This window comes from Stenotrophomonas sp. PS02298 (assembly GCF_029959445.1).
Lineage (GTDB): Bacteria > Pseudomonadota > Gammaproteobacteria > Xanthomonadales > Xanthomonadaceae > Stenotrophomonas.
This window is the reverse complement of sequence record NZ_JASCOR010000131.1, coordinates 1-12,755: the sequence shown is the minus strand read 5'-3', so window position 1 is coordinate 12,755 and position 12,755 is coordinate 1. Positions and strand designations below refer to the sequence as shown.

Sequence of the window (12,755 nt, the reverse complement as noted above, 5' to 3'; positions counted from 1 at the left end):
GAGCCATGCTCGGCATTGGCCTAGTCAGTAAAGCCCCTGCCGAGCATGGCTCGGCACTACAGGTGCGTGGCGAAGGCTTGCTGAGCCCCTCTCCCGCGTGCGGGAGAGGGGTTGGGGTGAGGGCAGCTGTTCGCTGGTAAAGCCCCTGCCGAGCATGGCTCGGCACTACAGGTGTGCGGTGAAGGCTTCCTGAGCCCCTCTCCCGTGTGCGGGAGAGGGGTTGGGGTGAGGGCCGCTGTTCGCTGGTAAAGCCCCTGCCGAGCATGGCTCGGCACTACAGGTGCGCGGCGAAGGCTTCCTGAGCCCCTCTCCCGCGTGCGGGAGAGGGGTTGGGGTGAGGGCAGCTGTTCGCTGGTAAAGCCACTGCCGAGCATGGCTCGGCACTACAGGTGCGTGGCGAAGGCTTGCTGAGCCCCTCTCCGCGTGCGGGAGAGGGGTTGGGGTGAGGGCAGCTGTTCGCTGGTAGAGCCACTGCCGAGCATGGCTCGGCACTACAGGTGCGCGGCGAAGGCTTCCTGAGCCCCTCTCCCGCGTGCGGGAGAGGGGTTGGGGTGAGGGCAGCTGTTCGCTGGTAGAGCCACTGCCGAGCATGGCTCGGCACTACAGGTGTGCGGCACTAGGTCAGCAGGCGGCCGCCGTCCAGGCGCAGGGTCTGGCCGGTGATGTAGCCGGCGTCGTCCAGCAGCCAGCGTACCGCCGAGGCGATCTCGTGCGGGGTGCCGAGGCGGTCCAGCGGGGTGCGCTCCATCAGCTTCTGCTTGGCCGCTTCGCTCTTGCCCTGTTCGGGCCAGAGGATGGCACCGGGGGCAATGGCATTCACGCGTACATGCGGAGCCAGTTCCAGTGCCAGCGAGCGGGTCACCATCTCCAGCGCGGCCTTGGCCGAGCTGTAGGCCGGGTGCTCGCGCAGCGGCTGGGTGGCGTGCAGGTCGGTCAGGTTGACGATGGCTCCACGCTGCTTGATCAGGTGCGGCGCGGCGGCCTGTGCAAGGAAGAACGGTGCGCGCGTATTCACCGCGAACAATTCATCCCATTGCTCCGGCTGTACCTGCCCGAACGGGGTAGGGAAGAAGTTGGAGGCGTTGTTGACCAGTGCATCCAGCCGGCCGAAGTGGCTGACCGCCTGTTCGACCAGGTCGGGCAGGGTGGCCACGGCGCGCAGATCAGCCTCCAGCGCCAATACGCTGCCGGCGCGCTCGCTCTCCAGGTCGAAGGCCAGGGACTGCAGCTCCTCGCTGGACTGGTGCGCATGCAGGGCGATGCGGTAGCCATGGGCGTGCAGGTGACGGGCAATGCCGGCGCCAATGCGGCGCGCGCTGCCGGTGACCAGGGCCACCCGTTGGGATTCTGTCATCTGGGGTTTCCTTACTCAGCTATCCTGTGCATTGTCCTCGCAAACCGCCGCATCATGCATTCCGACCTGCCAACCCCCGATTCAGATGCGCTCGCCCACAGCGAGCAGCTGGCCGCGCACCTGCGTGCGGATATCCTCGCCCAAGGCGGTGCGGTGCCGTTCTCACGCTTCATGGAGCTGGCACTGTATGCGCCGGGTTGGGGCTATTACAGCGCCGGGGCAAGCAAATTCGGTGCGGCCGGTGACTTCGTCACCTCTCCGGAGATCGGCTCGCTGTTTGCCGCCACCACCGCCAATGCGGTGGCGCCGGTGCTGAAGCAGCTCGGCCCGCAGGCACGCATGCTGGAACTGGGCGGCGGCAGCGGCGCATTTGCCGAAATCATGCTCAAGCGCCTGCTGGAACTGGACGCGCTGCCCGAGCGCTACGCCATCCTCGAGCCCAGCGCCGACCTGCGCGAGCGCCAACGCGAGCGTCTGGAACGCGCACTGATTCCGCCGGTGTTCGCGTTGGTGGAGTGGCTGGACCGGCCGTTCGACGATGATTGGGACGGCGTGCTGTTCGCCAACGAAGTGATCGATGCGCTGCCGACGCCGCGTTTCCTCGCCGACGAAGGCGAGATCTATGAAGAGACTGTCGAGCTCGACGGCGAAGGCCGCTTCGTGCGCGGCGCGCAACCGGCCGACCAGCTGATGCTGGGCGCGGTGCGGCATGTGGAACGCTATCTGGAGCGTCCGTTCGCGCACGGTTACCGTTCAGAGGTGCTGCCGCAGCTGCCGTACTGGATCCAGGCCGTGGCCGGTGGCATGCAGCGTGGTGCGATGCTGTTCGTCGACTACGGCTACTCGCGCAGCGAGTTCTACCAGCACGACCGCACGGACGGCACGATGCGTGCGTTCTACCGTCACCGCGTGCACAACGACGTGTTCCTGTGGCCGGGCCTGCAGGACATCACCGCATCGGTGGATTTCACCGCGCTGGCCGAAGCCGGTACCAACGCCGGTTTCGATCTGGCCGGTTACAGCAACCAGGCCAACTTCCTGCTCGGCAACGGCATCACCGATCTGCTGCTGCAGGCCGAGGAGCGCACCGATGAAGTCGGCCAGTTGCGCCTGCGCGACCAGCTCAAGCGGCTGACCTTGCCAACCGAGATGGGCGAGCGCTTCCAGGTGATGGGCTTCAGCCGCGACGTCGACATGTCGGCGGCCTTCCTGCTCGGCGACCTGACGTGGCGGCTGTAAGCACGACGCTGAAACCACTGCGTCGGCAGGGGTTCTGGTTGGGCCTGTGGTGTGCGGCGGTGCTGACGGTGATCGTGGTGTGCCTGATCCCGCCGCCAGAACTGAACCTGCCGCAGAACAGTGACAAGGTCGAGCACCTGTTGGCCTACTTCATCCTGTCTGCCAGTGCGGTGCAGCTGTTCGGCAGTCGCCGCGCGCTGTGCTGGGTGGCAGCAGGTTTGGTTGCGATGGGCGTTGGCATTGAATGGGCGCAGGGCGCGCTGACTGCCACGCGCATGGCCGATCCGATGGACGCCCTGGCCAATGCCAGCGGTGTACTGATCGGCATGCTGACGGTGCTGACACCGTTGCGGGATTTACTGCTGAGGCTGCAAGGGCGTTGAGTCGATAGTCGGCCGCGGGCCGCCGCCGCAACCTGTCCTGGTTGCGGCTGCAACTTAATTCTTTAGATAAATCAGCTATTTCCGCCCTTATGGCACTTCCGCAGGCGGCCCTTGGGCTGCTACGTTTGCGCCATCACAGGCGCTGCCAAGTCGCCGGTGATTTTGCAAAGTCGGTGCGGTGCGGGACGTGGGTGGAGAGGACTCACGTACCGCACCGCGCCTTCCCGGTGATTGCTCCCCGGGGCCTTACTGCTTCGGCTGCAGACGCACCTGGTCCAGCACCCACATCTGCGGACGGGTATCGCCGCTGAAGGTCATGCACAGGTCGGTGATCTGCCCGGCACCAGCTTGCAGCGGCGCTTCCAGTTCAATGAAGCCATCCTTGCCCGGCTGTTGCGGCAGCGGCACGGTGGCCAGCACGCGTCCTTCGCAGCCGGCACGCACTTCAAACTCGCCGTACTGGCTCACCGGCTTGCGGAAGCCGCGTTTGGCTTCCTCGGGGCGCAGCAGGCCGAAGTTGTAGGGAATGCGACCGGCACGCACCTTGACCGAGGCGATGTCCTGCAACTGCGCGTCTTCCCACAACCAGCACGGGTTGAAGATGGTGACGTCGAAGTTGTCACGCTCACCGTGCAGCGGGTTGTCATCGACCAGACGCAGCAGCAGGCGGCCGCCCTGCGGGCATTGCGCCAGGGTCTTGTCGGTGCGGGTCAGCAGTGATTGCGCATCGAAGTTCCATTGGCTGGGCTTGTCGGCCACCGGCTTGCCGTTGAAGAAGGTCAACGCGGTCAGCACGGTAGGCACCGGCAAGGTCAGCGCGCCGGGATAGGCCGGTGACTGCGCGGTCGGCGTGCTGCCGTCGGTGGTGTAACGGATGTCGCGGTAGCTGAGCGGGTTGGAAAGCTCGACCGTCACCTTCTCAGCTGCACGATCGTCCTGACGCTTCATTGCCACCGACAACGCGGTCTGGCCGTAATCAATGCCCAATGCCTTGTAGCGCTGCAACTGCGCCGGCAGGCGTGCAAGGAAGTCGTCGTAGCTCTTGTTCTGCAGCGGCGTCCAGGCGATCTCGGACAGCGCCGCCAGTCGCGGGAACACGTTGTGCTTGAGGTCCTTGCCGTTGCGGGTGTGCTCGGTCCACATGTTGGCCTGCACGCCGATCACGTGCTTGCGCTGCGCCGGGGTCAGCTCGGCCGGCACCGGGTCGAACGCGTAGACGCGCTGCATCGAGGTGAACTTGGGGCGGCCGGTCGGTTCTTCCGGCAGATTGGTCTGCAGGAAATCCAGGTACAAGGTATTGCCCGGCGTCATCACCACGTCGTGGCCGTGGGTGGCCGCCTCGATGCCGCCTTCGATGCCGCGCCAGGACATCACCGTGGCCTGCGGCGGCAGACCGCCTTCGATGATCTCGTCCCAGCCGATCAGTTTGCGGTCGTGGTCTTCCAGGTACTTTTCCAGCCGCTTGAGCATGTGCGATTGCAGTGCTTCTTCGTCCTTCAGGCCCAGCTCGCGGATATAGGCCTGCACCTGCGGCGAATCCTGCCACTGGTACTTCACCGCCTCGTCGCCGCCGATGTGGATGTACTGGCCGGGGAACATCTCCAGCACTTCGGCGAGGATGTTTTCCAGGAACTGCAGGGTTTCCTCGCGCGGGTTGAACAGGTAGGGGTTCACGCCCCAATTGGCCGACGGTTGGGTCGGACCATCGACCACGCCGTGTTCCGGATAGGCGGCAACCGCGGCCTGGGCGTGGCCCGGCACGTCGATCTCGGGCACAACCGTGATGTGGCGTGCGGCGGCATAGGCCACCACGTCACGGATCTGCTCCTGCGTGTAGTAGCCGCAGTACAGATGCGGCTTGCCATCGGGTCCGATGCCGGCTTCGCCCGCCGCCGCGCGACAGCTGCCCACTTCGGGCAGTTTCGGGTAGCGCTTGATCTCCATGCGCCAGCCCTGGTCATCGGTGAGGTGCCAGTGGAAGGTGTTGAGTTTGTGCGTGGCCATCGCATCGAGGATCAGCTTGATGTCGTCGATGCTCTGGAAGTGTCGCGCCGAGTCGAGCATGAAGCCGCGCCAGCTGAAGCGCGGCGCATCCTCTACCTGCATTGCCGGCAGGGTGATGCTGTTTGCGGGTGCGCCGGAAAGCAGCTGCCATAGCGACATGGCGCCATAGAACAGACCGCGCGCATCACCGGCTTCGACCAGCACACCATCGCCGTTGATGCGCAGCGAATAGCTTTCCGGCGATGCGGTATTAGCTGCAGGTTTGTTGATGCGGAACTGGATCGCCCCTTTGGGCTGGCCATCGCCGCTGGGCTTGAGCTGCAGTGGCGTGGTGCGACCCAGCAGTTGGGTGAACTGTGCAGCGACTTCGCTGGCACCGTCAGTGGCGATCACGCGGGTGGAGGCATCGACCACGAAGCGACCATTGCCCGGCAACACCGACACCGGGCGCGGAATGATGCTGGCGCCCGTGACTTCCACCGGCAACTGCTGCGTGGATGCAGCGGCGCCAGGTGTGGCCATGATGTGGCCGCTGGCTGAGGCAAGGGCGATCAGGAGCGCGGCGTGCAATGCGTGGGTGCTGCAGAGTCGGGGTCGGGTCATCGTGGATCCTCTTGATCAAGGTGGGCGCGCTGTGGTGGCCGCTGCTGGCGTGGTGCCCGGAATCGACAGGTGATTTTTGCCGATATCGTTGGCTGCTTCCAATCCCGGAAGTACCACCAGCGGTTGCGTTGATGGCGTTCACTTGCCGCCCTGGAGCGAAAAAAAAACGGGCTTGGAAAACCCAAGCCCGTTGGAGGAGAAAAACAACGGAATTACTGATGCGGCTTCAGTGGTTTAGAAGTTGAAGCGCAGCGAAGCGTTGTAACGACGGCCGCTCAGGTAAGCGCCGCGGGTGAGCTGCTCCACGCCGGAGTACGAGTGGTATTCCTCATCCAGCAGGTTCATCGCATCCAGGCCGACCGACAGGTTCTCGGTGATCTTGAAGGCCACCGATGCGTCCAACGAGGCGTAATCCATGGTCCACAGCTCACGGCCTGCGCTGACCTGGGTGAAGTACTTGTCACGCCAGCCGTAGGTGACGCGTGCGGTCCAGGTGTCGTTCTCGAAGAACGGGCTGATGTTGAACTGGTTCTTGGAATTGAACGGCAGCGGGCGGCCGCCGGTGGCTTCGCCATCGGAGTAGGTGTAGTTGGCGATGACGCCAAAACCCGCACCGAAGTTCTGCTGCCAGGCGACGGAGTAGCCCTTGATCTTGGCGTCACCGGCGTTGCGTGGACGGTCAACCAGATAGGTGTCGTTCTTGTTCTGGTTCTGGTTCCAATGGATTTCCGGCGTCGACTCGGTGAGGATGTAGTCGGAGACATCACGGTAGAAGATCGAGCCGGCAAGGATCGCGTTCTCCGAGAAGTACCACTCCGCCGAGAAGTCCACGTTGGTCGACAGGTAGGGCTTCAGGCTGGGGTTGCCGCCACCACCGGTCAGTGCGGTATCGGACAGCCACAGGTAGGACGACACATCGGTGTAGTTCGGGCGTGCCATGGTCTTGGCGACGGAGGCGCGCAGCACCAGACTGTCGGTGGCGTCGAAGGCGACGTTCAAGTTGGGCAGCAGGTTGTTGTACTTGTTCTTCTTCACCACGTGGTCATAGGACGCGGCCAGCTTCTCGGCGGACCAGCTGGCCTGGGTGCAGCCGGCCAGGCCGGTATTGCAGGCGTAGCTGCCTGATTCCAGGTCGGTGCGGACATAGCGCACGCCGATGTTGCCGCGCACGCGATCAAAGCTGAAGTCGGCCTGCAGGTAAGCGGCACCGATGTCTTCATTGATCGACCAGTTGTTGCGGGCGAATTCCTCGGCACTGAACGGCGACACCACCGGCATGGTCTGCCACGGTGCCAGCCACTTGCCGCTGGTGATGTAGTCGGCCAGCTTCCAGCCGTCGATGGTGAAGCGTTCGCCGAGGTCGCCGTAGCCGCTGAAACCCTTCAGGTAGTTGTCCGGCAGCACGCGCGGATCGAAATCCGATGCCTTGGCATCGCCGTAGCCAGCGACCGATGCCAGGCCGATGCCGCGCTGTATCTGGGTGGTCTCATGCTTGCGCTGCTTGTAGCCGAAGCGCAGCAGGTAGACCGGCGAATCCAGCTTGATGCCGAAGTCGACCTGGCCATAGGTTTCCTTGTCGGTGGTCGGCTTCTCGACCAGGTTGCCGCCCCAGCCGGTGTTCCAGGTCGGCTGGGTCGGGTCCGCGCCCCAGCCGCCATCCATCTGGAACTGGTCGGGATTCAGGAAGGGATTGGCGCCGGTGAATTCGACGCTGCCCGGCTTGCCCGGTGCATCGGCGATCGACCAGGTGTAGTCGGTGCGTGCGAGGAACTCACCAAACACCTGCTTCGGGCCGCCATCGGCCTTGGTGCGGCCGATGTGGGTGGAGGCGAACCAGCGCTCGTCGTTCCAGTCCACCTTGATGTCGTAGGTTGCCGAGTCCACCTGTGCGCGGCGGTTCTGCAGGTCGAACACGACCAGGCCGTTCTTGTGGCTGGCGCTGGTGATCAGGCCATCCTTGACGGTGATGTCGGTGAGCGTCTTCAGGCTGTTCCAGGTATTGCCCTGGTGGGTGAACATCGACTGCGCCATGTGATCGAAGTTGGCGTTGATCTTCAGCGCGTTCAACTCGATGTTCATCTGCTCGACGGGCTTGAACTGCAATGCCAGCGAGTAGGTCTTGCGCTCACGTTCCTGTTCGAAGAAATGGGCGCTGGTCGAGTTGGGGCCGACTGCATCCGGGTTGGCGTACAGCGTCTCGGCACACTTGCCAACGCAGGTTGCCGGCGAGGTGGGCTGCGAGCCATCCGGGTTCGGTGGCACCGACCAGTCGGTCGGCAGGTTGGTTACCGAGCCATTGGAGCCGCCGAGGCCGCCGATGTAGTCCTTCGCGCGGACGATGCCGTAGGACTCGATGCCGTCGCGGCGGATGCTTTCATTCGAGGCCTGGGCGGACACGATGACGCCGAAGGTCTCGGCTTCGTTCTTCCAGGCGAAGGCGGCGGAGGCGCTTGGGTCGGTTTTCTCGATGCGATCATTGCGGCCATAGCTGACCCGGCCAGAAACGCTGACCTTCTCCGGCATGTCCAGCGGCTTGCGGGTGGAAACGATCACCGTGCCGCCGATGGAGCCTTCATCGATGCGGGCTTCCGGTGACTTGAATACTTCCAGCTTGCCAACCACTTCCGGCGCCAGCAGCGAGTAATTGAAGGTGCGGGTCGGGAAGTCGGACATGTTCCAGTCGCCGGAAGCGATGGATTGGCCGTTGAGCAGGGTGCGGTTCAAGGCCGGATCGGTACCCAGGATGGAAACCTTTTCGCCTTGGCCGTATGCGCGATCGATGGTGACGCCGGGGATGATGGTCATCGCTTCGGCGACGTTGGTGGCGGGGAACTTGCCCACGTCCTCGGCGGTGATCACGTCGACGATGGCGTCGGCGTTGCGCTTGGTTTCAAGCGACTGCTGCAGGCTGGCGCGGATGCCGGTGACGACGACACGGTCGAGGTCGGTGGCGTCCTGGCTGGCGTCCTGCGCGTGCGCGGAGAAGCTCAGACAGGTGACGATGGCGGCGGATAGAACGGACTTGCGGTACCTCATGATGTCTCTCCTCATCATTGATGGATGCCGGCGAACCGGCCGTATGTAGTTCAGTGGGAACCCGTGCACGAGCAGACAGCCTCATGCACCTGCGGTACTGCCGGACTCGACGCGACGGGTTCTGTTTCCCTGCGTCCCAGATACCAACTGGCGGCGCCGATGACGCCCAGTTGCCCGTGTTCTACCAACTTCACGGGGATGCGTTGCAGCGCTTCGCGCATCGGTCCCTTGTTGAGGAACCGCTCGGCGAAGCTGCTGTTGATGAGGAACTGGCTGATCTTGGGCAGGATGCCGCCAGCCAGGTAGATGCCGCCCTGGGCGCCGTACAGCAGCGCCATGTCGCCAATGGTCGAGCCGAGAATCGCGCAGAACAGCTGCAGCGTTTGTTCGGCATGCGGATCGCTGCCGTCGCAGGCGGCGGCGCTGATTGCATCGGGCGTGGTGTGCACGGGCATGGTGGTGCGTACGGCGCACAGCGCGTTGTACAGATTGAGCAGGCCGGGGCCAGACAAGGCGTGTTCGATGGCGACATGGCTGCGCCCGTGCAGCATGTGCTGCAGCACGGCGACTTCCAGCGGGCTGCTGGCACTCAGCGAGGCTTGCCCGGCTTCCGTGGCCAGCACCATTGAGCGATTGCCATTGGGAATCCACAGCGCCGCGCCCAATCCGGTGCCGGGGCCAACGATCAGTACGGGACCCTCGGCAGCGGTGGTCGGTCCGCTCAGCTGCAGGGCATCGCTGGCGTCGATATGTGCGGCGGCATGGGCCACGGCTTCGAAGTCGTTGACCAGGTGAACCGCGGCGAAGCCGAGGTCATCGCGGATGCGGTTGCAGGACAACGGCCACGGCAGGTTGGCGGAGATCACCGTGCCATCGGGCAGGGCGTAGCCGGCGCTGGCGATGGCGCATTCGCGCACGTTGGCGTGGTCGACCGGGAACTCGGCAAGGATGCTGCTCAGGTCAGGGTAGTCGGCGCAGCGGTACTGGCGGTAGGCCAGCAGCTGCATCGGCGCGCCGGTGCTGCTGCCCGGTTGTACCAGTCCGACGCGGACGTGGGTGCCGCCCACATCGGCGGCCAGCAACGGCGCGACAGATGTGGGAGTGGTCAGCTTGGCTGTTGGATTCCGGCTGGCAACCACGCACGTCCCCTGGAAGTTGGCGCGACACCTGTTGGCGTTGCGGCATGCGGAGTGTCAGCGCTTCGTGACAACGATGTCAAGGTGCGATGCAAAAAATTTTCATTGATGGGTGAGGGGTTCTGGATGAGCTATATCAATGATTTAAAGCCGTATTTTTGTTTCATGTGAAATTCGAGGTGGGTTTTGATGCTTATTGAATGGGTATTTTTGGTTGTAGTGAAATTTTTTGGCATGGCGGGATGGCTTGTGGGAGCGGCGTAAGCCGCGAAGCCCGTAGCCCTGGGGGCGGAGGTTCCATGCCTCCCGGCTAGCCTCTGACGCGGCCCAGCGGGCTTTCTGGCGGCTGTAGCATCCTCGGCTTCGCGGCTTACGCCGCTCCTACAAAAAAGGCCGCATCAACAGCTGCCGGAGTTTCACCTCGCCAAACGGCAGAAGGCCACCGCATGCGGTGGCCTTCTGCCTGCATCAAACCGTTGTGTGGATCACTTGCCCGGTTCGAGCTTGATCCAGTCCAGCGTCCACATGTTCGGGCGGGTGTCGCCGGTGAAGCGCACGCACAGGTCGCCGCGTGTTGCCGGGGCGGTGATGCTGGCATCCAGCTCGAGGAAACCATCGGCGTTCGGTTCGGCCGGCAGTGGTACCGAGGCCAGTGGCTTGCCTTCGCAGTTGGCCAGGATCTCCATTTCGCCATGGGCAGTGCGTGCCGGCGCGAACTTGCGCGACGGTTCGTCATGGGCCAGCTGGAAGTTGTACGGAATGCGGCCTGCACGCACCTTGATGCGGCTGATATCCGACAGGTCGACATCACTCCACAACCAGCACGGGTTGAAGATGTTGACGTTGAACACTTCGCGCTCGCCTTCGGCTGGGCCGTCATCTTCCAGGCGCAGCAACAGCTTGCCGCCATTCGGGCACAGGCCCAGCTGGGTGTCTTCGCGGACCAGCAACGAAGCAGCGTCAAGCTTGAAGGTGTTGGCGCTGGCCAGTGGTTTGCCATCAAAGAACGCGGCGGTCTGTACCTGCAGCGGCACCTTCAACTGCAGTGGTTGCGCGTACAGCGGCGAGCTGGCGGTGACCGGGCTGCCATCCAGCGTGTAATGCACCGGGTAGCCCAGTGGATTGTTCAGGCTCACCTGCACCGCGCCAGTGCGGTGCTCACCCTTGTCGATCATGTCGACCTGGAACGGCGTCTTCGCATAGGCGATGTTCATCGCCTGGTAGCGCTGCAGCTGCTGCGGCAGGCGCTGCAGGAAATTGCCGAAATTGCGCTTGTCCTGCGGGCTCCAGCCGGTCTCGGCGACCGCGGCCAGGCGCGGGAACAGGTTGTGCTCCAGGTTCTGGTTGTTGCGGGTGTGCTCGTTGAACATGTTGGCCTGCAGGCCAAGGATGTGCGAACGCTTGTCCGCTGCCAGCTCGGCCGGTACCGGCTCGAACTCGTAGGTCTTCTGCAGGGTGATGGTGGCCGGGCGGCCCGGCGGCTCGTTCGGCGACTCCGTCTGCAGGTAGTCCATGTACATGTGGGTGACCGGCGACATCACCACGTCGTGGCCTTCGCTGGCGGCCTTGAGCCCGCCTTCGGTGCCACGCCAGGACATCACCGTGGCTTCCGGCGGCAGGCCGCCTTCGAGGATTTCATCCCAGCCGATCAGGCGGCGGTCGTGCTGCTCCAGGAACTTCTCCAGGCGCTTGATGATATGGCTCTGCATTTCCATTTCATCCTTGGCGCCGAGTTCGCGCATGCGCTCCTGCACGCGCTTGGAGGCGATCCATTGGTCCTTGACAGCTTCGTCGCCGCCGACGTGCACATACTTGGACGGGAACATCTGGATCACTTCTTCCAGCACGTTCTCCAGGAACTGGAAGGTCGCTTCCTCGGTGTTGAACAGGTTCGGGAACACGCCCCACTGGTTGTCGATGACTAGCTTCTGTTCGGTGGTGCCAAGTTCCGGGTAGGCGACGATGGCGGCGGTGGCATGTCCGGGCACGTCGATTTCCGGGATCACCTGGATGTGGCGCTCGGCGGCGTAGGCGATGATTTCGCGGATCTGCTCCTGCGTGTAGTAGCCGCAGTACTGGCGCGCTTCGCCGGTGGCGGCATTGATGCCGGCATCACCCAGTGGCACACGGCAGCTGCCGACTTCGGTCAGTTTCGGATAGCGCTTGATCTCCATGCGCCAGCCCTGGTCATCGGTCAGGTGCCAGTGGAAGGTATTGAGCTTGTGCTGCGCCATCGCGTCGAGCAGCTTCTTGATCTCGTCCATGCTCTGGAAGTGACGTGCCGAGTCGAGCATGAAGCCACGCCATGGGAAGCGCGGGGTGTCATTGATGGTTGCGGCGGCGGCATGGCCTGGCGTATTGCCGGTCAGCAGCTGCGCGGCGGTGACCGCGCCGTAGAACAGGCCGACATCATCACCTGCGCTGATGTCGATGCCGGTATTGGACACCTTGAGTGCATAGCCTTCGGCGGTATTGGTCGTCGAAGGATCGAGGCGGAAGCGGATCTGCGCCTTGCTGGCGTTGTCGGCCACGGTGAGGGTCGGGCCGCCGTTCTGCTTGAGCAGGGTCACGAACTGCGCGGCGGCGCGGCGAGCGGCCTCGTCGTTGCCGCCGACGCGGGCGGAACTCTGCAGCACGAAGTCCTTGCCGCCGTCAGCCTGATAGCTGGCGGGCAGGGGGACAAGCGAAGGGGCGGAGGTGGTGTCGGCGGCCTGTACCTGCAGGGCGGACATGCCCAGCAATACGCAGCTGCTGAGCCACGGCGCGCGGCTGCGCTTGTGGAAGGACTTCGTCATGGGCGGAGCTCCTGTCTGTGCTTGGGCGGCAGTGTGTAGTGCCGCATCGATCTTGTGTAGTGCCGAGCCATGCCCGGCAGGATGTTGCTGTTGCTGTTGCTGTTGCTGTTGCTGCTGCTATTGCTGCTATTGCTGCTGTTGTTGTAGTGCCGAGCCATGCTCGGCAGCGCAAGCATTGCCGAACGTAGCCGATGCCGAGCATGGC

7 protein-coding genes are annotated in these 12,755 nt (G+C 63.9%); 2 read left to right on the top strand and 5 right to left on the bottom strand.

What is annotated here, in order from left to right; translation table 11 throughout:
* Nucleotides 1-616 precede the first annotated feature (616 nt).
* Nucleotides 617-1,354: a pteridine reductase gene (locus QMX78_RS16345; RefSeq protein ID WP_282271494.1), complete on the bottom strand. Its 738-nt coding sequence runs from the start codon at nucleotides 1,352-1,354 to the stop codon at nucleotides 617-619.
* A 54-nt stretch (nucleotides 1,355-1,408) separates the two neighbouring features.
* On the opposite strand from QMX78_RS16345, the gene QMX78_RS16340 reads away from it, so the two are divergent.
* Nucleotides 1,409-2,593: an SAM-dependent methyltransferase gene (locus tag QMX78_RS16340; protein WP_282271492.1), complete on the top strand. Its 1,185-nt coding sequence runs from the start codon at nucleotides 1,409-1,411 to the stop codon at nucleotides 2,591-2,593.
* On the top strand, nucleotides 2,581-2,976 hold the full coding sequence (locus QMX78_RS16335) for a VanZ family protein (RefSeq protein ID WP_282271491.1): 396 nt from the start codon (nucleotides 2,581-2,583) through the stop codon (nucleotides 2,974-2,976). The genes QMX78_RS16340 and QMX78_RS16335 overlap by 13 nt, the downstream gene beginning before the upstream one ends.
* A 246-nt stretch (nucleotides 2,977-3,222) precedes the next feature.
* Here the strand turns inward: QMX78_RS16335 and QMX78_RS16330 are convergent, their stop codons facing one another.
* From QMX78_RS16330 to QMX78_RS16315, 4 genes are all read right to left on the bottom strand, one after another.
* Nucleotides 3,223-5,583, bottom strand: coding sequence for a family 20 glycosylhydrolase (locus tag QMX78_RS16330; protein ID WP_282271490.1), 2,361 nt, complete (start codon nucleotides 5,581-5,583; stop codon nucleotides 3,223-3,225).
* Between the two features lie 234 nt (nucleotides 5,584-5,817).
* Nucleotides 5,818-8,619 carry a TonB-dependent receptor gene (locus QMX78_RS16325; RefSeq protein ID WP_282271488.1) on the bottom strand — a complete coding sequence of 934 codons (2,802 nt, stop codon included), beginning with the start codon at nucleotides 8,617-8,619 and terminating at the stop codon, nucleotides 5,818-5,820.
* A gap of 50 nt (nucleotides 8,620-8,669) precedes the next feature.
* Nucleotides 8,670-9,758 carry a glucokinase gene (glk, locus tag QMX78_RS16320; RefSeq protein WP_282271486.1) on the bottom strand — a complete coding sequence of 363 codons (1,089 nt, stop codon included), beginning with the start codon at nucleotides 9,756-9,758 and terminating at the stop codon, nucleotides 8,670-8,672.
* 482 nt (nucleotides 9,759-10,240) lie between these two features.
* Nucleotides 10,241-12,550, bottom strand: coding sequence for a family 20 glycosylhydrolase (locus QMX78_RS16315; RefSeq protein ID WP_282271484.1), 2,310 nt, complete (start codon nucleotides 12,548-12,550; stop codon nucleotides 10,241-10,243).
* Nucleotides 12,551-12,755 lie beyond the last annotated feature (205 nt).

Bases quoted from the DNA above. Each gene is read 5' to 3' on its own strand.
- QMX78_RS16345 (WP_282271494.1), bottom strand. From the start codon at position 1,354: ATGACAGAATCCCAACGGGTGGCCCTGGTCACCGGCAGCGCGCGCCGC.
- QMX78_RS16340 (WP_282271492.1), top strand. From the start codon at position 1,409: ATGCATTCCGACCTGCCAACCCCCGATTCAGATGCGCTCGCCCACAGC.
- QMX78_RS16330 (WP_282271490.1), bottom strand. From the start codon at position 5,583: ATGACCCGACCCCGACTCTGCAGCACCCACGCATTGCACGCCGCGCTC.
- QMX78_RS16325 (WP_282271488.1), bottom strand. From the start codon at position 8,619: ATGAGGTACCGCAAGTCCGTTCTATCCGCCGCCATCGTCACCTGTCTG.
- QMX78_RS16315 (WP_282271484.1), bottom strand. From the start codon at position 12,550: ATGACGAAGTCCTTCCACAAGCGCAGCCGCGCGCCGTGGCTCAGCAGC.